18 protein-coding genes and 1 riboswitch are annotated in these 22,761 nt (G+C 57.7%); of the genes, 9 read left to right on the top strand and 9 right to left on the bottom strand.

What is annotated here, in order from left to right; translation table 11 throughout:
* The first annotated feature begins 51 nt into the window (after positions 1 to 51).
* The 6 genes from IEN85_RS10425 to IEN85_RS10450 all read left to right on the top strand — a co-directional run bounded on the left by IEN85_RS10425 (position 52) and on the right by IEN85_RS10450 (position 9,947).
* Complete coding sequence (locus IEN85_RS10425; protein WP_191617031.1) at positions 52 to 3,927, top strand: two-component regulator propeller domain-containing protein; 3,876 nt, start codon at positions 52 to 54, stop codon at positions 3,925 to 3,927.
* 108 nt (positions 3,928 to 4,035) lie between these two features.
* Positions 4,036 to 5,133, top strand: a complete 1,098-nt coding sequence (leuB, locus tag IEN85_RS10430; protein ID WP_191617032.1) for a 3-isopropylmalate dehydrogenase — start codon at positions 4,036 to 4,038, stop codon at positions 5,131 to 5,133.
* A 100-nt stretch (positions 5,134 to 5,233) separates the two neighbouring features.
* A complete protein-coding gene (locus tag IEN85_RS10435; RefSeq protein WP_191617033.1) occupies positions 5,234 to 5,611 on the top strand; it encodes a GxxExxY protein in 378 nt (125 codons plus the stop codon).
* A gap of 58 nt (positions 5,612 to 5,669) precedes the next feature.
* Positions 5,670 to 8,321, top strand: coding sequence for an alanine--tRNA ligase (alaS, locus tag IEN85_RS10440; protein ID WP_191617034.1), 2,652 nt, complete (start codon positions 5,670 to 5,672; stop codon positions 8,319 to 8,321).
* A 130-nt stretch (positions 8,322 to 8,451) separates the two neighbouring features.
* A complete protein-coding gene (locus tag IEN85_RS10445) occupies positions 8,452 to 8,883 on the top strand; it encodes an REP-associated tyrosine transposase (RefSeq protein ID WP_191617035.1) in 432 nt (143 codons plus the stop codon).
* 221 nt (positions 8,884 to 9,104) lie between these two features.
* Positions 9,105 to 9,947 carry a hypothetical protein gene (locus IEN85_RS10450; protein ID WP_191617036.1) on the top strand — a complete coding sequence of 281 codons (843 nt, stop codon included), beginning with the start codon at positions 9,105 to 9,107 and terminating at the stop codon, positions 9,945 to 9,947.
* Positions 9,948 to 10,072: 125 nt separating this feature from the next.
* Here IEN85_RS10450 and IEN85_RS10455 read toward each other — a convergent pair whose 3' ends face one another.
* Complete coding sequence (locus IEN85_RS10455) at positions 10,073 to 12,010, bottom strand: carbohydrate binding family 9 domain-containing protein (RefSeq protein ID WP_191617037.1); 1,938 nt, start codon at positions 12,008 to 12,010, stop codon at positions 10,073 to 10,075.
* A gap of 500 nt (positions 12,011 to 12,510) precedes the next feature.
* On the opposite strand from IEN85_RS10455, the gene IEN85_RS10460 reads away from it, so the two are divergent.
* On the top strand, positions 12,511 to 14,151 hold the full coding sequence (locus IEN85_RS10460) for a rhamnogalacturonidase (protein ID WP_191617038.1): 1,641 nt from the start codon (positions 12,511 to 12,513) through the stop codon (positions 14,149 to 14,151).
* A gap of 11 nt (positions 14,152 to 14,162) precedes the next feature.
* On the opposite strand, the gene IEN85_RS10465 is transcribed toward IEN85_RS10460, so the two are convergent.
* From IEN85_RS10465 to hemW, 8 genes are all read right to left on the bottom strand, one after another.
* Positions 14,163 to 14,645 (bottom strand): hypothetical protein, encoded by a 483-nt coding sequence (locus IEN85_RS10465; protein WP_191617039.1) that lies wholly within the window; start codon positions 14,643 to 14,645, stop codon positions 14,163 to 14,165.
* A gap of 249 nt (positions 14,646 to 14,894) precedes the next feature.
* The gene (locus IEN85_RS10470) at positions 14,895 to 15,398 is read right to left on the bottom strand and encodes a hypothetical protein (RefSeq protein ID WP_191617040.1); all 504 of its coding nucleotides are present in this window, start codon (positions 15,396 to 15,398) and stop codon (positions 14,895 to 14,897) included.
* Complete coding sequence (locus IEN85_RS10475; RefSeq protein WP_191617041.1) at positions 15,395 to 15,655, bottom strand: PLD nuclease N-terminal domain-containing protein; 261 nt, start codon at positions 15,653 to 15,655, stop codon at positions 15,395 to 15,397. The genes IEN85_RS10470 and IEN85_RS10475 overlap by 4 nt, the downstream gene beginning before the upstream one ends.
* Positions 15,656 to 15,666: 11 nt before the next feature.
* A complete protein-coding gene (locus tag IEN85_RS10480; RefSeq protein WP_191617042.1) occupies positions 15,667 to 15,825 on the bottom strand; it encodes a hypothetical protein in 159 nt (52 codons plus the stop codon).
* A 1-nt stretch (position 15,826) separates the two neighbouring features.
* Entirely contained in the window at positions 15,827 to 16,627 is an 801-nt protein-coding gene (locus IEN85_RS10485) for a hypothetical protein (RefSeq protein WP_191617043.1), read from the bottom strand.
* A gap of 36 nt (positions 16,628 to 16,663) precedes the next feature.
* Entirely contained in the window at positions 16,664 to 17,299 is a 636-nt protein-coding gene (locus tag IEN85_RS10490; protein WP_191617044.1) for an RDD family protein, read from the bottom strand.
* A gap of 318 nt (positions 17,300 to 17,617) precedes the next feature.
* Complete coding sequence (locus tag IEN85_RS10495) at positions 17,618 to 18,034, bottom strand: GTP pyrophosphokinase (RefSeq protein WP_191617045.1); 417 nt, start codon at positions 18,032 to 18,034, stop codon at positions 17,618 to 17,620.
* Positions 18,035 to 18,177: 143 nt separating this feature from the next.
* Positions 18,178 to 19,344, bottom strand: a complete 1,167-nt coding sequence (gene hemW, locus IEN85_RS10500) for a radical SAM family heme chaperone HemW (protein WP_191617046.1) — start codon at positions 19,342 to 19,344, stop codon at positions 18,178 to 18,180.
* 113 nt (positions 19,345 to 19,457) lie between these two features.
* Here hemW and IEN85_RS10505 point away from each other — a divergent pair, with 113 nt between their 5' ends.
* Both IEN85_RS10505 and thiC read left to right on the top strand, forming a co-directional pair.
* Entirely contained in the window at positions 19,458 to 20,375 is a 918-nt protein-coding gene (locus IEN85_RS10505) for an IPT/TIG domain-containing protein (RefSeq protein ID WP_191617047.1), read from the top strand.
* 249 nt (positions 20,376 to 20,624) lie between these two features.
* Positions 20,625 to 20,738, top strand: a riboswitch (TPP riboswitch).
* A 61-nt stretch (positions 20,739 to 20,799) separates the two neighbouring features.
* On the top strand, positions 20,800 to 22,710 hold the full coding sequence (gene thiC, locus IEN85_RS10510; protein WP_191617048.1) for a phosphomethylpyrimidine synthase ThiC: 1,911 nt from the start codon (positions 20,800 to 20,802) through the stop codon (positions 22,708 to 22,710).
* The last annotated feature ends 51 nt before the right edge of the window (positions 22,711 to 22,761 follow it).

The following is a 22,761-nucleotide window of genomic DNA, read 5'->3' on the forward strand; positions in this document are numbered from 1 at the left end:
TCGTTACACGACTCTCAGACTCACGTTTTCTCCGCAGTTTTCCGCCCTCAAGTGCTTTCCCGAACGACTCCCAAGATTACGACCGCTTTCCGCCCTCTGATCGCGTCCCTGGCCCTATGCCTCGCATTCGCCTGCTCCTGCGGCGGGAGAAACCTGGACTTCGCCAAACTCGACGACAGCTGGAAGCTCACCGACCTGCGCCTGGAAACGGTCAACTTGTTCGGCAACCGCTCCGCGGGACGTATCCAGACAATCACCCAAACCAACAACGGACTCATCTGGGTAGGCAGCCACCAAGGCCTCTTTCGTTTTGACGGGCGTCGTATTCGCACCTTTTTCCACGATCCGCGCGACCCATCCAGCCTCCCTAACGAAAGCGTCACGACCCTGCACGTCGACGCGCAAGGGCGCTTGTGGATCGGCACAGAGCAAGGCGCTGCGCTTTTTAAACCCGACACCGAGGAGTTTATTCATTATCTGCAACCTGCGGACACGGGTGACATCCCGATCGCGACCCAGGTGAACGGAATCGTCCACGACAGCCAAGGGACCATCTACGCAGCCAACGAAGCAGGCCGTATTTTCCGGTTCGACGAGGATCTCGGCGACTTCGCGGAGATCGGCGAGCACCGACTCGGAGCCATAAAGTCCCTCTCCATAGATTCCTTAGACCGCCTTTGGATCGGCTCCAGCGACTGCGTCTACGTCTTCAATCCCCAAACATACGAACTCCAAGCGTTCAAGGACGCCGTTGCGTCGAAAGACCGGGTAACGATCGACTACGTAACCTCGATTTGCGCGGTGGATGACAACGAGGTTTGGTTGGCGACCACCGTGAAAGGAGTGGTCGTGCTCAATCCCTCTGACGGCAGCTACGAAGAAATCCCCTACGACTCGCAGCCCGAGGCTTACGCCAACGAGGTCCGAGTCGGTCCCAAAGGTCGCGTCTGGGTCGCCAACAACGCCGGACTGACCCTAATCGACCAAGCCAGCCGCAAGCGAATAAGCAGCCCCCAAGATAACAAGAGCGAAATCAACTCGCCACCGAGCGGAATCAACACCCTTTTCGTCGACCACCAAGGGACTATCTGGGCGGGAAGCAACTACGACGGCGTCAGCAAGGCGACCAGCTACAAGCGCTTCGAAACCTTGGCCCTCCACGAGCGCAACACCGACGTACGCCCTTTCGCCCCTGCTCTCGCTTTCTTGGAGGACAAAGAAGGAAACCTCTGGGTCGGTCATCCCAAATCAGGACTCGCCATGTATCCTAAAAACGGTGACGACGTACTGAAGGTTACGCACGACCCCGAGAACCCAGACTCCCTCACCGACCAACCCATCCTTAGCCTTTTCGAGGATTCGCGCGGCCAGATCTGGATCGGAACCTATCGCGGAGGACTTTACCGGTACGATCCAACAACCGGCGAACTTGCCGGATTCCACCACGATCCGGACGATCCTTACTCGATCGGTGGCCACGACGTGAGAGCGATCGTGGAGGACCATGAGGGCACTCTGTGGTTCGCCACCCACGGCAGCGGCGTCGTCAGTTTCGACCCGAGCACCGAACGCTTCACCAACTACACGCAATCCAATCGCGAGCGCACCGGCTTCTACGTGCAAAACGACTGGATCAACACGCTCCTGATCGACCGTGAAGGAGCCATCTGGCTCAGCGCCCGCAACGGAGTGGTGAGAATCGCCTCCGACCGCTCAAGCTACACCCACTTCCTGGCAGATGTCACCGACGAAGGCTCTCTCTCAAACTCACGCACAACCGATCTCTTCGAGGATTCGAAAGGACGCATCTGGATAGGCACCAAAGACGGGCTCAACCGCTTCCTACCCGAAACCCAAAGCTTCAAGAGCTACTCCTTGGCCGAGGGATTGCCCGACCGCTCCATCTCGTCCATCATCGAAGACGAGCAAGGATACCTTTGGATCGGGACCTTGGGCGGACTTGCCCGCTTCGACCCCGTCGCCGAGCGAGCCAAGGCCTTTGACACGACGGATGGACTCGTCAGCGACGACTTTTTCGAGACGGGCGCATACAAGGCACAAGGTGGCATTCTCTATTTCGGACAAAACCAAGGGCTCACTCGATTCGACCCCAGCGAAATCGTCGACGACACCGATATCCCAAACGTATTCATCACAGGAATACGCGTTTCCGGCGAACCGCTGCGGGTCGACGAAGAGGGCCCATTGAGCAAAAGCCTGCTCAACACCTCTCGCGTAAAGCTAAACCACGACCAAAACGCCCTCGTCTTCGAATTCGTTGCCATCGACTTCAAGAATCCCGCCAAGAACGAGTACAGGTACAAGCTCGAAAGATTTGACCGCGACTGGACCCAAGCCAGCACGCGGGCGGAAGCCGTGTACACCAACATTCCCCCCGGCAACTACGTCTTCCGCGTACAGGCAGCCAATATCGATGGCTACTGGAACGAGCAGGGCGATTCGCTGGCCATCCAGATCACCCCTCCGTTTTGGGGCACCGTCTGGTTTCGATTGCTGATCGTCTTCCTAGTCATCGCCATTCCGGTCGCCATTTTCTTCTGGCGCATCAAAGCGATCCGCAACGAAGCCAAGCGGCTGGAAATCGCCGTGGCAGAGCGAACCAAAGACCTCAAGCAAGCCAACATCTGGTTGGCAGAGGCGAACGCCAAAACCCAATCCCACGGCGAGCTGCTGGAAAAGACCGTACGCGAAAGGACCAAGGAACTGAAGATCGCCAAAGAAAAAGCCGAGCACTCCGACCGCCTCAAATCAGCCTTCCTCGCCAACATGTCCCACGAGATTCGAACCCCGATGAACGCCATCATCGGTTTCCTGCACATGCTCGAGAGCTCGGACCTCACCCCCGAGGAACGCCAACACTTCCACGACATCATCAACCAAAGCAGCAAGTCGCTCATGTCCCTCATCGACGACATCCTCGACCTGTCGGCGATCGAGGCCGGAGAGGCCGAAATCGCCCTGCAAACCTGCGACTTGGACGAAATCTGCGAAGAGCTCGGCGCCCTCTTCCGCGAATCCGTACTGGCCCAAAAGAAGGGGAAAGTCAGTTTCAAGCTAGAGAGAAGACTGCCGGATTCCTTCGATAGCAACGCCCCGCTCACCGTCGTAACCGACCCTCTTCGCCTCAAGCAGATCCTCTGGAACCTCCTCTCTAACGCTCTCAAATTTACGGAGGAAGGAGAGATTCGGCTCGGCATCACCATCCGCGAAAGCGAACCGGGCGGTCGCCTGGAGATCGAGTACGCCGTCAAGGACACCGGAATCGGCATCCCCCAGGAAGAGCACCAACGCATCTTCAATCGGTTCCACAAGCTCGACGAAGCAGGAAAGAAGCTCTACCGCGGCACTGGATTGGGACTGACCATCACCCACACCCTAATCTCCTTGATGGACGGAAAGATCACCCTGCAGTCAGAGCCGAACGTCGGCACCGAGTTTTTCGTGACCTTCCCCTTCTTCAGCAAGCTGGAAGACTCCCAGGGCGGCTCCACCCCATCCGGTCGCGAGGCGTCCTTCCTGCATGCCGACTTCTCCCATTTCAATCTCCTCGTCGTCGAAGACGAGACTCCGAACTTCGAGTACATCAAGCGCGTACTCAAAAAAACCGGCATCAACATTCGCTGGGTCAACCGCGGCGGCGAAGCCATCGAAGTTTTCAAGAACGGATCCTTCGACCTTGTGCTCCTGGACCTGAAGCTCCCTGAAGTCGACGGCTACCAAGTCGCCAGACAGATACGCGAGGTCTCCCCCGCGGTCCCCATCATCGTCCAGTCCGCCTACGCGATGCGCGAGGACATCGCGCGCTCCCAAAAAGCCGGAGCCAACGAGCATCTCTCCAAGCCCTTCAGCCCCAAGGACCTCATCTCCGTCCTGACCAAGTATCTCCTCACCGCAGATTCCAAGTAAGCCGCCCCCCATTCGGCCGGCTCAACTTGGGGCCGAGAAATCGCCTTTTCCAAAGCCACTAAAAATACGCTTTAAAAAGCCGCGTTTTCCCCCTCAATGGGCCGCTTCATGAAAACGCTCAAATTCGCAGTTCTCCCCGGTGACTACATCGGCCCGGAAGTAATGTCCGTCGCGCTCGACGTCCTCAAGGCCGCCACCGAGCCCGCAGGCATCACCCTCGACTATACCGAAGCCCACGTCGGCGGAGCCGGTATCGACAACGAAGGCAAGGCCCTCCCCGAGTCGACCATCAAGATATGCGAAGAAGCCGACGCCATCCTCTTCGGCTCCATCGGCGGCCCCAAGTGGGAAAACCTCCCACCTGCAGAACAGCCCGAACGCGCGGCCCTGCTCCCCATCCGCAAGCACTTCAACCTCTTCGCCAACCTTCGTCCCGGACTCCTCTACAAGGAACTCACCGACGCCTCCCCGCTCAAGACCGAGCGCATCCCCGAAGGCATCGACATGGTCTGCGTACGCGAACTCACCGGCGGCATCTACTTCGGACCCAAGCGCACCGAAACCCTGCCCGACGGCGACATTCAAGCCACCGACGAGATGGTCTACAAAAAGAGCGAGATCGAGCGCATCCTCGACGTCGCCATCGCCTCCGCCAAGGCCCGCTCCGGCAAGATCTGCTCCGTCGACAAGGCCAACGTGCTCACCACCTCCGTGCTCTGGCGCAAGACCGCTACGGAATACGTCGCCAAGCACGCTCCCGAAATCGAGCTCAGCCACATGTACGTGGACAACGCCGCCATGCAGATGGCCCGCGATCCGAACCAGTTCGACGTTATCGTAACCGAAAACATGTTCGGCGACATCATCTCCGACGAAATGGGCATCGTCTGCGGCAGCCTCGGCATGCTCTCCTCCGCCTCCCTCGGCACCGGCAAGAACAAGTACGACCTTCCCTTCGGCCTCTACGAGCCATCCGGCGGCACCGCTCCGGATATCGCAGGCAAAGGCATCGCCAACCCCTGCGCTCAGATCCTCTCCGCCGCCCTCATGCTTCGCTACAGCTTCGGCGAAAACGAGATCGCGGAAAAGATCGAGAAAGCCGTCAAGCAAGCCGTCATGGACGGCTTCCGCACCGGCGACATCTCCTTCGGCAAGCCCAGCATCGGCACCAAGGAAATGGCCGCCGCCATCATCGAAAGGCTGTAGTTTTTTTCGCCCACGAAGGGCACGAAGCTTCACCAAGTTGAAATCTGTTACTTCGACTCTGCTTCTGCCCTTCTCGGCAATCACAACCCCAAGGAATCCAATGACCCCAATATACTACAAAGAAGAAACCTACAAAATCATCGGTGCCGCGATCGAGGTCCACAAAGAGCTCGGACACGGATTTCTCGAAGCCGTTTTTCAGGAAGCCCTAGAGCTGGAGTTTGCAGACCAATCCATTCCCTTCGAGGCGCAAAAGCCACTGCAGATCCACTACAAAGGGTACGTCCTCAAAAAAGAATACATCGCCGACTTCCTCGTCCATGACGACATCCTCGTCGAAATCAAAGCAATAGAAAAGCTTACCAGCAACGAAGAGTCCCAAGTCATCAACTACTTAAACGCCACCAAAAGAAAACTAGGCCTCCTTATCAACTTTGGCTCCGAAGGAAAACTAGAGTGGAAAAGGCTAGTTAACTAGCCGTACTTTCCAATCCTTCGTGCCCCTTAGTGCCCTTCGTGGGCAAAAAACTTCCAGCATGAAATCTAACGAAATTCGCCAGTCATTCCTCGACTTCTTCGCTTCCAAGCAGCACGCCGTCGTGCCCTCCGCTTCTCTCATGCCGGACGCGCCGAACCTGCTCTTCACCAACGCCGGCATGAACCAGTTCGTTCCCTACTTTCTCGGCGAACGGGAACCTGCTAACCGCCGCATCGCCGACACCCAGAAATGCATCCGGGCCGGCGGCAAGCACAACGACCTCGAAGACGTGGGCCTCGACACCTACCACCACACCTTCTTCGAGATGCTGGGCAACTGGTCCATCGGCGACTACTTCAAGCAGGAAGCCATCGAATGGGCCTGGGAGCTCATCACCGACGTCTGGAAGTTCCCCAAGGAACGCCTCTACGCCTCCGTCTACAAGCCTTCCGAAGGCGACCCCGGCGAGTTCGACCAGGAAGCCTACGACTTCTGGAAAGCTGTATTCGAAAAGGAAGGACTCGATCCCGAAACCCACATCGTATTCGGCGACAAGAAGGACAACTACTGGATGATGGGCGACACCGGTCCTTGTGGCCCTTGCTCCGAGCTTCACGTCGATCTCACTCCCGCCGGCGACACCAAAGGCAAGCTCGTCAACGCCGACTCCCCTTACTGCATCGAGATCTGGAACCTCGTCTTTATCCAGTACAACGCCACCCCCGACGGCGAGTTCGTACCGCTCAAGGCCAAGCATATCGACACCGGCATGGGCTTCGAACGCGTCGCCGGCATCATGGCGACCTCCAAGAACTTCACCGACTTCTCCACTCCGCCGAGCAACTACAACTCCGACCTCTTCGACACCCTTTTCCAAGAGTTCGAAAAGCTCTCCGGCCACACCTACCAACGTACCCTTCCCGAAGACCTCGACAACATCTCCGAGGTCGAAATGAAGGACGTCATCTTCCGCGTATTGGCCGACCACATACGCTGCCTCAGCTGCTCCATCGCCGACGGCATCCTGCCCGGAAACGAAAACCGCAACTACGTCCTGCGCCGCATCCTGCGCCGCGCCGTCATGTACGGACGCAAGCTCGGCCTGGAAAACGGCTTCTTCGCCAATCTCGTACCGGTTGTCGTCAAGCAACTCGGGCACGTCTTCCCCGAGCTCAAGCAGCAGCAAGAAATCATCCAAAAGATCATCAAGTCCGAGGAAGACGCCTTCGGGAGGACCCTCGACCGCGGCATCCAGCTCTTCGAGAAAATCGCAGCCGACGAGGGAAAGATCTCCGGTCTCGACGCCTTCACCCTCTACGACACCTACGGCTTCCCGCTCGACCTCACCGAGCTCATGGCCAAGCAAAAAGGCATCTCCGTCGATACCGCCGGCTTCGAGGTCGAGATGGAAAAGCAGCGCACCAAGGCCCGCGCATCCCAGAAGAAAACCGACATCCTCGTCGCCGATTCCGACGCGCCCGCCCAAGCCACCAAGTTCGTCGGCTTCGACACCCTCGCCGACGAAGCCGAGCTCATCGACATCGTAAAAACGGACGAAGCCTCGTATTTGGTTTTCAACCACACGCCCTTCTACGCTGAAATGGGCGGCCAAGTGGGCGACACCGGCGAAATCAATTTTGACGACGTGCACTTCGACGTGCTCGACACCATCAAAGATCCCAATGGCCGCTTCCTGCATAAGGTTTCCGGTGATGTCGATTCGATCACCATCGGGGCCGAAGCGAACTTGATCGTCGCCCACGACCGCCGCAAGTCCATCGAGCGCCACCATTCCGCCACCCACGTTTTGCACTGGGCGCTGCGCAAGGTCCTCGGCACCCACGTCCGTCAGGCCGGTTCCTACGTCGACGACCAACGCCTGCGCTTTGACTTCTCCCACTTCGAAGCCGTCAAGCCCGACGAACTCGATCTCGTAGAGAAACTCTGCAACGAGCAGCTGCTCAACAACAGCAAGGTCGTTTGGTTCGAAACGCCTTTCGACCAAAAGCCGAAAGGCGTCATGGCCGAGTTCGGCGAAAAGTACGGCGACGTGGTGCGCGTGGTCGACATCGGCGGATTCTCAAAGGAGCTTTGCGGCGGCACCCACGTTCGCGGTACTGGCGAAATCGGCTTGCTCAAGATCACCAGCGAATCAGGTATCGCCGCTGGAACGCGTCGCATCGAAGCGATTGCTGGCGATAGCTTGTATTCGCATATCAACGACATGGAGAGTACTTTGGCGACCGCAGCGAAGAGCCTATCGGCGGCGCCAGCCGATCTCTTGAAGAAGATCGACTCCGTGCTCGCACGAAATGCCGAGCTGGAGAAACAACTCAAAAGCTTCCAGCAGAAAGCCAGCGGCAATCTCGCCGACGACCTGCTCAAGTCAGCCAAGGATTCCAATGGCCTCAAGCTCGTCGCCGCCAAGGTCGACGCCTCCGATCCGAATGCCCTGCGCCAGCTCGGAGCCAACCTCATCGGCAAGCTCGGCGAAGGCGTCGTCGTGCTCGGAGCCGAAGTCAAAGGCAAGGTCAGCATCGTAGCCTTCAGCAGCCAGAGCGCGATATCCGCGGGCCACAAGGCCGGCGACATCATCCGCGACCTCACCGCCAAGCTCGATGGCCGCGGCGGAGGCAAGCCCGACTTCGCCATGGGTGGAGCAGCCAACGTGGCAGAGCTCGAAGCGACCTTGAAGGAATTTGCGCTTTAAAACAGGGAAAAGGTAGGGCGGACTGGCCCAGTCCGCCGCGCCAACCCGATCAAATCCTCCCACCACTCCAACTCCAACTCCAACTCACCCACCCAACACGGCGGCCTGGGCCAGACCGCCCTACCTTGCCATGTTACCCCAACGCAAGACGCTGCCGCATACACCACCCCCGTGGGTGTCCGACGACGCAATCTACTTCATCACAATCAACTGCGCCCAACGCTACATCAATACCCTTGCTAATCCCAAGGTAGCAGACGCCTTATTCGAAACCGTTGCCTACCGCGAGAAGCTGCTCCAGTGGAACGTCCACTTGATGCTTCTCATGCCCGACCACCTACACGCGTTCGTAGTCTTCTCGTCCTTTCAAGCGATAAAGAAAACGATCAAAGATTGGAAGCGATTCACAGCACGTAGCTTGCATATACGCTGGCAGGACGACTACTTCGAGCACCGCATCCGCAACCAAGCCGAACGCGACGAAAAATGGAGCTACGTATTGAACAACCCCGTACGCGCCGGACTTTGCCAGAGCCCCAGCGAATGGCAATTCCGAAGGTAGGGCGGACTGGCCCAGTCCGCCGCGCCAACCCGATCAAATCCTCCCACCACTCCAACTCCAACTCACCCACCCAACACGGCGGTCTGGGCCAGACCGCCCTACCTCGCCACCGTGGGTATAAGAAGGATAGATCTAGTTGTTGCCCGCAGTGAAGGCGAAGGAAGCGAAAACGACAGCCCAACCTTGTCGAATCGGCTATTTATCGCTAGGTTTCCTGTCAAATGCTCCAATCGCCCCTCACCCACCCCCCACTGCAGCGAGCTCTCGTTTGGCTAGGCCTAGCTTGCCTCGCGGCGAACCCCCTCTCCGCGGCGAAACAGGACGGGGAAGAGATTCTCCGCCACACCTTAAACCTGTATGGCTCTGCCGGATACATTTCATGCGACGTGCAAATCCAAGAGGAGGTCGAAGTTTACGTCAACAGCATAGAATTCGAGCGCGGCTTCGAGACTGAAAGGATAACCCTCGTCCATACTGCCTCCTTACAATACACCCGCCCCGACCTGCTCTTTGCCCGCTGGAACATCGTCGACGGAAGTCAGCAAATCGCCCGAACGGGCAGCATCAGCACCGCAGAGGACATCTACATCTTGGCCCATCAATACCCGCAAAAACCAGAGCTGACCGAAGAACCCGATCAATACGAAAACCTCAATCAAGCGATCGACTATTCAGAGTTCTCCAGCTTCCGCTTCACTGCCGTCCTTCGAGACTTTTTCGATCCATCCTTTCATGGCGACTTGCTGGCAAACGACATAGAACTCGTCGGCACGAGAAAGCTGGGAAAGCTACGTTGCCATGTATTGAAGATCGAGGGCTACAAATCGATGACCTTGTGGATCGACCGCAAGAACTACGCCCTTTGCAGAATCGACTACGCCACCGACTACGGAACCTTACAAGGCGAGGCCGCGTGGCTCGACTGGAAGCTGAACCAAGCTCAACTCTCCCTCGACCCCCAGGAAGCTCGTATCCAACGGCGCATCAACCTCTATCGCGACCCTCCCGAAATCCGTCCCGATAGCTGCACCATCGTTTTCCAAGGGCAAAACATCCAGCCTTGATACTTGAGTTGGAACCTCGTCCGTTTCGCGAATCGATCCGCTTTCCTGATATAGCTTTCGCGGGACCTGCTCGTCACGCTTCTATCAGCGATTCACCCGATCAAAACTGCCAATTTCCAAGGGAATCAAAACCGATAGGTAGCGCCCACTTTGGCGCTGAGATCAAAGCGGAAGTAATCCCAGCGGTCTCCGGAAGCATCGATTCCTTGATTGAAAACGAGATAAACATCGCTCCCCGGGGCGTAAGTCCAACGCAGTCGCGTATTGAATCCTATCGACTCGCTGATGTTGTCGAACTGCCCGAGGGCAGACCAGATAAGCTCCTTTGAAAACTGCAGCGTGGCGCCTGCTTTCACCAAGCGAACGGGAAATTGAGCATAAGGAAGCGCTACGTCCGTATATTCGAAGGTTGAGTCGACGTTGAACAGCGGATTTGGGCGCCATGTAAAGCTGCTCGAATACTCGGTCTGATACCCTCCGTAGTATGGGATCCGGGCAAAGCCCAGCGTTCCGGAGAATGGACGCGACTTCGAAGTTGTCACCAAGCTTTCGATACGTTGCCCAGAAAACGCGCCCGGCAAGACCTTAACGCCCGGTCCCACCGAAAAAGCGCTCGGCAATCGCTCCCACTCCTCTCGCACCCGCAGCAATAGCGTCTCGCCGCGCTGCGTTTCCGCCGTCACCTCAAACCCATAGGTTTCGAGCTCGAGCTCATGGTCTACCAAATTATCACGCTGTACGTAGGTCACCGTTGGGACCACGCTTTTGAGGGACTCAGGATTGAACTCGTAATCCAGCCTGCCCGTCAAAGTCGAAACGCCCGTCTGCCGCACGCTACCCAAGGCGGGAAAATAATCGATGCCAACGCGATCCAAGTAGCTCACGAATCCCCAGGTAGGACTGTCGAACTTGAAGCCCCAGCCGTATGCCTCGCTGTCTTGGTCGCGACCGGTCGAGCTCGTCGTCTGATAGTACAGCGAACTATCCAGCAAGTTCGCCGGACGTCCAAACAGGTCGCCCGTCGTGTAGTTCAAGTCTAACCCGAACAGCGTGGCGTTTCCGTTGCTCAACGGATCCCCCGAAGTCGCGATCACCCCCACTCCCGCCTCGTCCGAAAGGTTCAGCAACACGCGAGCCACCGCCAGATCTTTGGCTTCGATCTCCCCCGCCGCCTCCGTACGCACCCCGAGCACCCCGAAGTTTACCGGCCCCTCTCGGCCAGAAATACGGGCGCCCGCCACGATATCGACGATCTCGCCGCGACGTCCCAAACCCATGCGACGCGAGTAGTACGGCAAGGGATTGTTGTTGATCAAGCTGTACGAGAAAACGCCGGCGTCTTGCAGGAAGAAAGCTCGCTTTTCCGGAAACTTCACCGGGAACCGCGTCAAGTTGACGACTCGATCGTCCACCTCAGCATCCGCGAAATCGGTATTCACCGTAACCACCGCGGTGGTCGATTCGGTGAGCTTGTAGAACAAGTCGAAACTCGGTTTGAAGTTCGAAAAATCCGTATCGCTTCTAGAGTCTTCGGAATAGGTAATCGAAAGAGACGGGCGTAGCTCGAAACCGGCCGCTCGCTGCAAACCAGCCAATCCTCGTAGCCGCCCCGCATTCGCGAGGTTGTTCACCTCGAATTGCCGTTGCGTCCCATTCCAACGCAATCGCTCGCCGGAGCGCGCGATGACGCGTTCCATGTTCAAGCCCCAAGCCTCCACATCCGATTTAAAGGAGAGCGTAGAAAACGGAATGAAGCCCTCGGCCACCCAACCTCCTGCGGTTCGGTTTGTAACCACATCCCAAATACCATCCCAGTCAGCATTCAATGTCGCCCCACCCCGAATCAAGGCGTCGCGACGCGCCCCGAGCGCGTTGAACGCGAAATAGTAGCCATTTCGCAGGTCGAGAAACGGGTCGAGTACCAGAGCGAAAAAATCGTCACCGTTAAGATCCGAGTCGCGTTTGAGCTGGGTTGCGACGATCGATTCCGCTTCAGGATCGCTCGCGACTAAACCGAAGTAGATCTTGTCGTCGTCGAACGCCATATACACTTCAGTTTGCATGCTTGGCTCCATCCCAGGTCTCGGTTCAACCTGCCAAAACGACACGATGGGTTCGACACCCTGCCAAGCGACATCGTCCAATATCCCATCGATTCGCGGCGGTTCCGCCAAACGAGAACCCTGCCAAGTGGAGAGGCCCTGGGCGCAAACTCCACACGCGATAATGGCAGTTGCAATTATGATGCTAAGCAGGCGCAGACTCGACATGCGCGCACCTAGCACCTGATGCGCCACGGGAGGGGAACAAAAGATAGATGGCAATAATTGACCTATTAATGACCCACTGAAGAAAATCGACGCCTATCAGGCTTCGCGAGCAGACGGGTCCTGGACGATAATCTCGCTGGCGATACAAGCTCCAAATCGTGCAACCGCGGATGCAGAGACGAGCCTAGGCACGACGACCGATCCCACTTCCCTTTCATCCTCACGACGCTTCTTCAGACTGTACGGACTGAAAAGGCTCGAAGCTCCCAACTTCCGCCCGATAAAAAGCTTCAATGTCCCCAGCCTTTTTCAACGTCCGCACCTTCGGAGCCCTCGGCAACGGTGAAGCCCATGACGGCGCCGCCATTCAAGCTGCCATCGACGCAGCGGCAGCAGCGGGAGGCGGCACCGTGCTCTTTCCCTCCGGCACTTTCCCAAGCTTCACCCTGCACCTGCGCTCGCGGGTGGCCATCCACTTGGAACCTGGCTCAAGGCTGCTCGCGGACTATCCCAATCCAGAAAAGCAGGCTGGATACGACCTGCCCGAAGCTAGCGAGACAGGAGAAAAGCAGTATCAGGACTTTGGGCACAGTCACTTTCGCAATAGCCTTATCTACGGGGAAGATCTGGATTCCATTTCCATCACGGGATTCGGAACGATCGACGGACTTGCCCTCGTCGGCGCTCACCACGTAGGCCTGCCTGGAGAGCCGCCCAGTCCGTTCCAGGGAGAAAACCACGGCGCCATCGACGATTTTCACGACTACGACCTCGCCGAAACGCCGTTCCAAGGAAACAAGGCGATCGCCCTGAAAAACTGCCGCAACGTCACCCTGCGCGACTTCACCCTTTTTCGAGGCGGGCACTTTGCCCTGCTCGCCACCGGAGTAGACAATCTCACGATCGATAACTTGAAAGTGGATACGAATCGCGACGCTTTCGATATCGACTCGTGCCGCAATGTACGCATCTCGAACTGTTCGGTAAATTCCCCTCACGACGACGCGATCGTATTGAAAACCTCGCTCGCGCTCGGAGAAATCCGCCCCTGCGAAAACATAACCATCACCAACTGCGCGGTGAGCGGCTACTCGATTGGCTCGCTTATCGATGGAAGCTACGATCGCAGCTTCAAGCGGGCTACCGACAATGACGGCCCGACCGGACGCATCAAGATCGGTACCGAGTCGAACGGAGACTTTCGCAATATCGCTATCACGAACTGCACGTTCGACCACTGCCGCGGACTCGCGCTGGAAACCGTGGACGGCGCCACCATAGAGGACATCGTAGTTTCGAACATCACGATGCGCGACATCGTCACGGCGCCCTTTTTTCTAAGGCTCGGAGCGCGTTGTCGCGGCCCTGAGGGCACTCCGGTCGGAAAACTGCGACGTGTCTCCATCTCCAACGTAAACGTGTACGACGCCGACTCCCGATACGCCGCTCAAGTGATGGGCGAACCGGACCATCCCATCGAAGACGTTTCATTCAACAACATCCGCATCGAGTACAAGGGTGGCACTACCCTCGAACAGGTGGCTGAACAACCCAGCGAGTTGGTGAACCCTTTTTTCCTTCGCCAAGAGGAGCCGGGAGTGGTTGGCCCTCGAGATCCCTTCGCCGTGCCGGAGAGACCCCGCGCCTATCCCGAACCAAGCATGTTCGGACTCCTTCCCGCCTACGGGATTTACGCTAGGCACGCGAAAAGAATCAGGTTTTCCGACGTATCACTTCGTTTGATACAAGCAGACGAACGCCCCGCAATCGTGTTGAACGATGCCGCGGATGTCGAATTCTTCCATTGCCGCCTTCCCGAGGAAAACGGAACTGCTCTGCTGCATCTCGCTTCCGTCAAGGACCTGCGCATCCTCCATTGCGAAAGCTTGAAAGACTGCGAACTCGCCCAAGCGTCCCATAAGACGCTTCCCTGAAGTATGCTAGATCAAAGGGCGATGTCTTCCTCGCCGGAGATATTGAGGTCATCCTGCTTGAAGTCGGCTATGCCCTTCGCCTTGTCGTTCGCGTAGGCGAGAGACTGGGCCCTGGTCGCATAGTGCTTGTAAGTGCTGTTGGCCAGTCGGATGCAGTTTCGAGCAATCCCTAGAGTGCTTGCCTGCAGTCCTTCGAAAGTCGTGACTCGCAGAATCCCTTGCCCGTCGATGAAGACGGAAAAGCCCGATTGCTGGAAGAAGGCGAAAAGGGCGAGCCAGAACGGATCCTCAATCTCGGAGAGGCGGTAACTGCTGCGCACGATGTTTCCGGGAGATTCGGTCTCCTCTTTTCCCAAGTCCTCGACAATTCTTACCGGCGATGCTGCAAAAATGGGATTGGCGGACCCATTCGCTTGCAAGCTGACCGTTTGGCCGTCTCGCAAGCTTAGCTCCAGCTTGCCAAAATGGGTTTGGAAAATCTCTTCTGTGTTCACGTCTTCTTCGATAGTCAGATTCCTAGCATCATGCGTTCCACCTGTTGGGTATCGCTCCCAACGCTGTGCATTGCACGAAAACGGTTTAAGTTGCAGCGCTTCCGAGATGTCCACAAGCTCCTACTTGATCTTAATCGATACGCTTTTGCGACGAATCTGAGAAATACTTGACCTTGAGTCGACAAAGTTAACCAGCATTTGTAAAACTCTAGAGCGTTAACCGAGAACTACACAAAGCTGCGTTCCCTCTCACTCTGATGCGCTCAATTTCTCCCTCTCGGGGCTGGTCGCGCCCACTTCCTGCTTTTGTGAATACGGCTCGAGAAGCGGCTCCTTGAAAAGCAGGACCAACAACAACAGCGCCACGAAGTTAACTCCCAAGCCCAGCGGTTGCCCGTTGAGGAGAGAAAGAAACCAGACACTCCCGAAGGCAAAGTTGAAATTCAGGGAGAGTCCGGAGATCCCAAGCGTAACATAGGCTCCCGCTGCCACGAAATAGGAAAACAGCGGCGAATAGAAAACCGGCACCTGAAGCGAGTAGAAAATCTTGAGGTGAAGCGTTTCGCTGCGGTCCGCGACCAAACGCAGTCCCGCAAATATCCCGTAAACGTAAATCGAGCATGCAATCGCCACGATGATCAGCAAGCCAAGCGAAAAACCTTGCTGAAACAGGGGAGCCGTACTCGTCACTGCTCCCGTAAACCCACCCCCAATCGAGGCGATCAAATGGACGTTCGCGAGCCAGGGTTTCATGACTTTGGCAGCTCTCGCGACGCACCGGGCTCGCGGCTTTCAGGTCGGACCAACAGGTAGATAGCGCTGCCCAAAAACGGAAACAGAAAAATTCCGGTCACCCAAAGTAGCTTGTGCACGCTGCTTAGCTTCGGGTTTCTAAGGCAACTGACCAAGGCGGTCAGCATGAGGGCCAAGAGTCCTCCGAGAATGAGTAGCACGAATATTTCAGCGATGCCGACATTCGTCAGCAGGAGTAGCGGATCAGCGGAACGCATAGGCAGTTGAGTTAGCGGTTTTCTTCGGCGGCGGATACGAGCTTTGGCTCCTTAGCCCCATACGCCTTCCTCTCCAATTCGTGTATTAGATTATTCGATACCGAGTGGCGAAGAGCGAGGTAGGTAATGGGAATTCCGGTCAGCCCACCTCGCATGGTGAAATTCATCATACTATTTCATATTTTTGAGCTTACCCCCTCGCAGCTTCCAGAAAGTTTGATCTTGGGTCACGACATAAAAGTCCATGCGGTGTAGGTAATTTAAGAATACATGAGTCTCCAAGGGGCGTTCCGAAACTACATGGCTCATGGTCAGGGCAGCTAGCGACGCCCCTTCGGGCATGTTGCCGGGACTCTTGTCCAGAACCAAACAGCTGGCGAAGAGCTTCTCCGTACGTTCAATCTCGCCTCCATCTGCCGAAACGCGGAAGCGATAGTGCCCACCCACCAGCACAGCGTCAGGATCGCGGGTGGCAGCGAGAGCGTAGACCAGAAAACCGTCGCCGTCGATATCCGGTAGCACGGCGATGTTGTAGCTGTCGGAACAGAACTCGTCGAAGGCGCCAGAGGCGAGAAGCCGCGCCTTGAAGGCAGCGCTTTGGTAGCGAGTCAGAGCTTGCTTCTCGACCTTTGAAAAGGACGGAGCCTTCTTGCCTTTTTGCTCGATCTGAAAGATCGCCAAGTGTTCGCCGTCGTAGTCGCCCACGAAAGTGACAAGCGAGTTCTTGCCATTGCGTTCCGTGACCCAGCCTCGCAGCGGATACCGAGAAAGGTCGAGGCCTTGGGCCAGCATTAAATCGGTAGCCACTGCTGCCATCTGGTCGCGTTCAAAGATCTCCTTCCCCAGCTTCTCCACATCCTTCACGGAAAAATCCTCGACGGGATTGGCAATCAGCCTTCCCGCCAGCAAGCAGCCTAGGACGAACAAAAGAGGAAAGAAGCGCCTTGTCATATTCTTTCCATCGAGTGACATGTCCGTTTGTATTCTATTTTCAGATACGCACCCAATTTAGGATGCTTGCTCGAGTCGGGACTCCCGCTTAATATCCAGCTCTTCTGGAGTGGGACGGATCACGACCGTGCCAGCAATGAAGTCATGCAGGGCGCGGCGTTTATCGTTGGTCAACATCGTTACGATTTCAGCCAAGAACCACAGTCCCATCACCATGGGCACCCAAGAGATATAGATCGACTCCTCGAAATGAGAAACTCCTGTCTGCGTGAAAGCCACCACGTAAAGCGCCACGCTCAAAAGCAACGGAACCGCATCGCGCAAGAACGCTTGCGGCATGCCTATCGGACGTTCCGTCTTCGCGTCCACCACACGGATCCCGCATTTCAGCTTGCCGATGGTCCCGCCGAAATTGCCGTGGAAGTAGATCGAGTATCCGTAAAAGAAGAGCGTGACGAACACGTTGACCGTTATGTAGGCCGCGGGCAGCACGTCGTAAATGATTACCGGAAGCAAGCTGGTGACCGGCCACAGGATCGCTCCGTCGATAAAGGGCGATAAAAAACGCGGCCAGAAAGTAGAGTAACGCTCTTCGGGAGCGGCGACTCGGCTTTTGTAGTGATTGTAAACCAGAGCTGCGATGAGAACAACCACAGCGAGGTTGATGAGCATGGAGATCAGGGATTCGGCCATTTTAAAACAAGAGGCTGCAGGGGAACGGATTTTGAGTCGCGGACGGAAAAACGGATACGCGATTGAGCTGGGTGGGCGATCGCCGTATCTGCCGTTGCGCGACAAGATGAGCCAGCTCCGCAAAAGGGGAATTCGCCGAGTCGACTCGTGAGGAAACGCCGAAAGTATTAAGAGTATTTACGGACTGTCAACACAGCTCATTGAGACGAGCCGCTTTTGCGCTCACAGGAGCGTTAGGGCGTGTTCGTGGTTAACCTCAAAGCTGGCAGGAACCTAGGTTCGCTCGCAACTCAGGCCCCACCCTCACAAGCCCCCCCCTCAAAGGTCGCGGGTCAAACGGGTAAGTCCCTTCGCATACTTCTTGAGCTGCTTGTTCGTGGGATGGTCCGCCAGATTCGAAATCATGTCAGCGATCTTAACCTTACTCGCCAACGGATTCGCAGCCACGCGCTCCAAGTACGCATCGTAGTCTTCGCCGGGAGTCTTGCTCAGCAATTCCACCGCCGCGATACACTGCTCTGGTATGCCCGCTTCTTGTAGTTGTTCCTTGGACACATCGCAGTCTTCCAGCACGTCGTGCAACCAAGCGACAACCTGAGCCTCCACGTCTTCGCCCACTCGGCTCGCCACCGCCCGCGGGTGCTCGATGTAGGGAACTTGCCCGTTGCGGCGATATTGGCCGTCGTGGGCTTGAGTGGCGATTCTTTGGGCGGCAACTACGATGTTCGGATCCATGAAGATCACCTTATGCGAGTTCGGCCGAGATGCAACCCTTGCCCTCACGCAAGGCCCCGCGCCGCGAAACGGTTTTGCGCTGCGGTCTGCAGCAAGCTGCAAGCCGAGGCAGAAGAGGCGAGTCGGTTTCTATGGACTGTCTCTCAACCGAAGCGGCCCAGCAACGCTTCGCCCACCGCATCCGCCACCATACGGCCCTCCGGAGTCAGGCGAAGCACATCGCCTTCCCTGAGCGCCTTACCTTCTTCTACCAATTGATCGAAGAAAGCGACCTGACGCAGCGTCCTGCCGAAACGCCGCTCCAAGGCAGCCAGATCGACCCCTTCGTTCATGCGCAAACCGAAAATCAAGGAATCTTCCAAGAGCAAGCCATCGCTCAACTCCGTCCGATCGACCAGCCCGCGCTCGCCCCGTTCCAATCCTGCGAGCCAATCCTTCAGGTCCGGCGTGTTGGTGTGGCGACTTCCCGCCCACTGGCTCGATCCGGACGGACCGACGCCGATCCACTCCGCCATTCGCCAAGTATACACATTATGGAGGCATTGGTGCCCGGGCCGAGCGTAGTTGGAAATTTCATACTGCTGAAATCCTCCGTTCTCCGCCTCCTCCCACATGGCCGTGTAGAAACGGGCCTCGCGGTCCGGGTCGATGGAGACCTTGCCTTGCTGCAACTTGATAAAAAGCGCGGTATCCTCCTCGAAGGTAAGGCAATAGGTGGACAGGTGGTCTGGCTGCAAGGCGAGCGCCCCTCGCACGTCCGCCCGCCATTCTTCCTCGGTTTGCGTTGGAATGGCGAAGATCAAGTCCACGTTCACGGAACGAAACCCGACCTCCCGAATGAGATTGTAGGCCTTGTGGATTTGCTTGAGCGAATGCTGGCGACCCAAGGCCTCGAGCAGACGCTCGTTTAGGCTTTGGATTCCCATGGAAATCCGGGTAACCCCCGCTTCCTTGAGGGCTTCGAGCTTGTCGCGCTTCACCGAGGAGGGCGCCATCTCCACCGTCCACTCCTGAGTCGGCATCCCCAGGGCATCCGTTATGGACGATCCGACTTTCAGCATGTCGGCCGCCGGCAGCAGCCCCGGAGTCCCACCGCCCCAGAACATGGTATCGATTTTTCGGCTACCAACGTCTACCAGCTCCAGCTCCCGCTTCACCCCGTCGATGTAGCTGAGGATTCCCTTGCGATCCGACTGTATCTGATAGAAGCCGCAAAAGTCGCAAGAGGTGGAGCAAAAGGGCACGTGCAGGTAAAGCCCTAACGGCGTTTCCCCGTGCCGCTGCGGCACCTTGTGTTTGCTTTTGCTCACGCTTTGTCCTCCATTTATCTTAAATCGCAACGGACCCGTGAACTATTTGCTTCACCGCAAGTCCGTTATGTGATTGCAATACAGGCATTAATTCACTCTACCAGCCCGAAAACATGGATAAGCGAATTTCCAAAACCAACCGTAGAACCTGGCTCGCGATCGTTCTCGCGCCGATTGCCCTTTTTCTCGCCGGGTGCGACTTGAAGCTCGTCGACCTCACTCCGTCGACCCACAAGGCCAACCCGTCGCGTACCTACTCAATCACCGCCCAGGTTTCCGTAAAGAACAATGCGGTCGTGGAAGGCAGCGTCCGTCCCGAGATCATCATCGACGGCAAGGCCCACTCCATGAGCCGCGTTCCGGGCAGCGATTCCCTTTACGAATACGACTACACCATGCCGCCCGGCCGCGACAAGGCAGCCTACTACCTGCTCGTCCGCTACCAGCGCAAGACCGCCACCGCAGTGGTCTCCAAGGAAATCCCTACCGACGTCAAGACCATCCAAGTCGAGAACCGCTACTCGGTCGAGCTGGAGGTCAATCGCGCTCCTGTCGGCACCCGTATCGCCATCCTTGGACGCGGCTTCACGCGTGACGACAAGGTTATGGTCGGCGGCACGCCAGCGGTCACCCAAGCTGAGAGCTCCACTTCCCTCGCCTTCTACGTCCCCAGCCTCCCTGAAGGGCGCAACTACAACGTAACCGTGCTTGGCCTCAACGGCGAGCTTTCCGCTGGAAGCCTAAGGGTTGACGCCTCCAACATTCGCGTATCCCCTGGCAGCCTCAGCCTCCGCAAGGGCCAACGCGGCATCCTGGCTTTCTCCATCCCGACCGAAGCCCCTCCGGGCGGCCTCGCCGTAACCGTCACCACCGACGTGCCTGACAGCGTGATCATGCCAGAGGTGGTCATCCCAGCCGGCCAACGCTCCACCAGCATCCGCGTGGAAGGCGGCGAACCCGGCTCCGGCAACCTCTACGTCGAGCTCGGCGGCTACTCGGACGTGGTGATCCCCATCACCGTCACCAACTAGCCGACACCCCGTAACGCTTTTCCAAGCCCCGCCAGCCCAGCAGCTGCGGGGCTTTTTCGCGTCTGGAGGGACGACTGCCACGTCGTCCGCGCTGCAAAAGGCGACTTCACATCCATCCCCATCATATCCAATCCAGCCGCCCGCGGAACGGCCAGCCCACCTCTTCCGGACGTTCAAACAGCGACCCCGAACTCCTTTTCCCAAAAAATTCCCTTCCCCTCTCATCCTCCATCCCTCAGCCTTCCAGCTTCTTAAACATAGGGGAGTCCCACGCGTGGGGCCGAGACAGGAAGACGTGCGCTTCCCATACCCTTCGAACCTGATACGGGTCATGCCGTCGAAGGGAATGTCTCCTCCGTTCAAGCGGAGCGCCTCCCCTCTCTGACATGGCCTGAGACTTCAACCGCTCATTCTTTTCGAAACCATGTCAGACACACAAAACAACGCCTCCTCGACCTTCGAGCCCCTCCCGAACTCCCGCCGCATCTACATCGCCGGTTCCCGCGACGACATCCGCGTCCCCATGCGCGAGATTACGCTCAACGACACCCGCAAGCCCGACGGCTCCACCGAGCCCAACGGGCCCGTGCGCGTCTACGACTGCTCCGGCCCCTGGGGCGACCCCGACTACCACCGCGACGTGGAAAAGGGCCTGCCCGAAATCCGCCGCCAATGGATCCTCGAGCGCGGCGACGTCGAGGAGTACCAAGGCCGCGAGCTCAAGGCCGCCGACGACGGCTACCTCTCCGACGTGCACCGCTCCAAGGCCGAAGAATCCGGCAAGCTCAAGCGTTTCGACAACTCCCAGAGAAAGCCCCTCCGGGCCAGCAAGGGCACGCCCGTCACCCAGCTGCACTACGCCCGCCAAGGGATCATTACTCCGGAAATGGAGTTCGTCGCCATCCGCGAGAACGCCAAGCTGCAAAACGCCAAGGAGTCGCTCAAGATGAACGCCAACGCCCCGCGCAACTCCCTGCTCAAGCAGCATCCGGGCAACCCATGGGGCGCCAATATCCCCGACGAAATCACCCCCGAGTTCGTACGCGACGAGGTCGCCCGCGGACGCGCCATCATTCCAGCCAACGTCAACCACACCGAGCTGGAGCCCATGATCATCGGCCGCAACTTCCTCGTGAAGATCAACGCCAACATCGGCAACTCCGCCATCGCCTCCTCCATCGAAGAGGAAGTCGAAAAGATGCGCTGGGCCACCAAGTGGGGCGGCGACACCGTGATGGACCTCTCCACCGGCAAGAACATCCACCAAACCCGCGAGTGGATCCTGCGCAACTCCCCCGTGCCCATCGGCACCGTGCCCATCTACCAAGCCCTCGAAAAGGTCAACGGCAAGGCCGAGGACCTCACCTGGGAAATCTACCGCGACACCCTCATCGAGCAATGCGAGCAAGGCGTCGACTACTTCACCATCCACGCCGGCGTCCTCCTGCGCTTCATCCCGCAAACCGCCCAGCGCATGACCGGCATCGTCTCCCGCGGCGGTTCCATCATGGCCAAGTGGTGCCTCAGCCACCACAAGGAAAACTTCCTCTACACGCATTGGGACGATATCTGCGACATCTGCGCCGCCTACGACGTTTCCTTCTCCATCGGCGACGGCCTCCGTCCCGGCTCCATCGCCGACGCCAACGACTACCCGCAGTTCGCCGAGCTCGAGGTACAAGGCGACCTCACCAAGCGCGCTTGGGCCAAGGGCTGCCAAGTCATGAACGAAGGCCCCGGCCACGTACCTATGCACATGATTCAGGAGAACATGGAGAAGCAGCTCGAGTGGTGCCACGAAGCCCCCTTCTACACGCTCGGCCCGCTTACCACCGACGTGGCTCCCGGCTACGACCACATCACCTCCGGCATCGGCGCCGCCATGATCGGCTGGTACGGCTGCGCCATGCTCTGCTACGTCACGCCCAAGGAACACCTTGGCCTGCCCAACAAGGACGACGTGAAGTATGGAGTCATCACCTACAAGATCGCCGCCCACGCCGCCGACCTCGCCAAGGGCCACCCCGCGGCCCAGTACCGCGACAACGCCCTCTCCAAGGCTCGTTTCGAATTCCGTTGGGAAGACCAATTCGCGCTCAGCCTCGATCCAGAGACTGCGATGAAGTTCCACGACGAAACCCTGCCGCAAGACGCTGCCAAGACCGCTCACTTCTGCTCCATGTGCGGACCCAACTTCTGCTCCATGAAGATCACCGACGACGTGCGCAAGTACGCCGAAGAGCAAGGTATGGAAACGCCTGACGAAGCCCTCGCGGCCGGCATGGAGGAAAAGTCCAAGCAGTTCCGCGAAAGCGGCGGCGAAGTCTACCAATAGTAGGAGCGACCTTGGTCGCGATTCCCTTGCAGGATCCCGTAGAAAGTGGCC

It is taken from the genome of Pelagicoccus enzymogenes, from assembly GCF_014803405.1.
In the GTDB taxonomy this organism is placed as follows: Bacteria; Verrucomicrobiota; Verrucomicrobiia; order Opitutales; family Opitutaceae; genus Pelagicoccus; species Pelagicoccus enzymogenes.

Coding starts and splice junctions, on each gene's coding strand:
- IEN85_RS10445 (WP_191617035.1), top strand. CDS start 8,452: ATGTTACCCCAACGCAAGACGCTGCCGCATACACCACCCCCGTGGGTG.
- IEN85_RS10455 (WP_191617037.1), bottom strand. CDS start 12,010: ATGCAAACTGAAGTGTATATGGCGTTCGACGACGACAAGATCTACTTC.
- IEN85_RS10490 (WP_191617044.1), bottom strand. CDS start 17,299: ATGGCCGAATCCCTGATCTCCATGCTCATCAACCTCGCTGTGGTTGTT.
- alaS (WP_191617034.1), top strand. CDS start 5,670: ATGAAATCTAACGAAATTCGCCAGTCATTCCTCGACTTCTTCGCTTCC.
- IEN85_RS10495 (WP_191617045.1), bottom strand. CDS start 18,034: ATGGATCCGAACATCGTAGTTGCCGCCCAAAGAATCGCCACTCAAGCC.
- thiC (WP_191617048.1), top strand. CDS start 20,800: ATGTCAGACACACAAAACAACGCCTCCTCGACCTTCGAGCCCCTCCCG.
- IEN85_RS10505 (WP_191617047.1), top strand. CDS start 19,458: ATGGATAAGCGAATTTCCAAAACCAACCGTAGAACCTGGCTCGCGATC.
- IEN85_RS10460 (WP_191617038.1), top strand. CDS start 12,511: ATGTCCCCAGCCTTTTTCAACGTCCGCACCTTCGGAGCCCTCGGCAAC.
- IEN85_RS10485 (WP_191617043.1), bottom strand. CDS start 16,627: ATGTCACTCGATGGAAAGAATATGACAAGGCGCTTCTTTCCTCTTTTG.
- IEN85_RS10470 (WP_191617040.1), bottom strand. CDS start 15,398: ATGAAACCCTGGCTCGCGAACGTCCATTTGATCGCCTCGATTGGGGGT.
- leuB (WP_191617032.1), top strand. CDS start 4,036: ATGAAAACGCTCAAATTCGCAGTTCTCCCCGGTGACTACATCGGCCCG.
- IEN85_RS10450 (WP_191617036.1), top strand. CDS start 9,105: ATGCTCCAATCGCCCCTCACCCACCCCCCACTGCAGCGAGCTCTCGTT.
- IEN85_RS10475 (WP_191617041.1), bottom strand. CDS start 15,655: ATGCGTTCCGCTGATCCGCTACTCCTGCTGACGAATGTCGGCATCGCT.
- IEN85_RS10480 (WP_191617042.1), bottom strand. CDS start 15,825: ATGATGAATTTCACCATGCGAGGTGGGCTGACCGGAATTCCCATTACC.
- IEN85_RS10435 (WP_191617033.1), top strand. CDS start 5,234: ATGACCCCAATATACTACAAAGAAGAAACCTACAAAATCATCGGTGCC.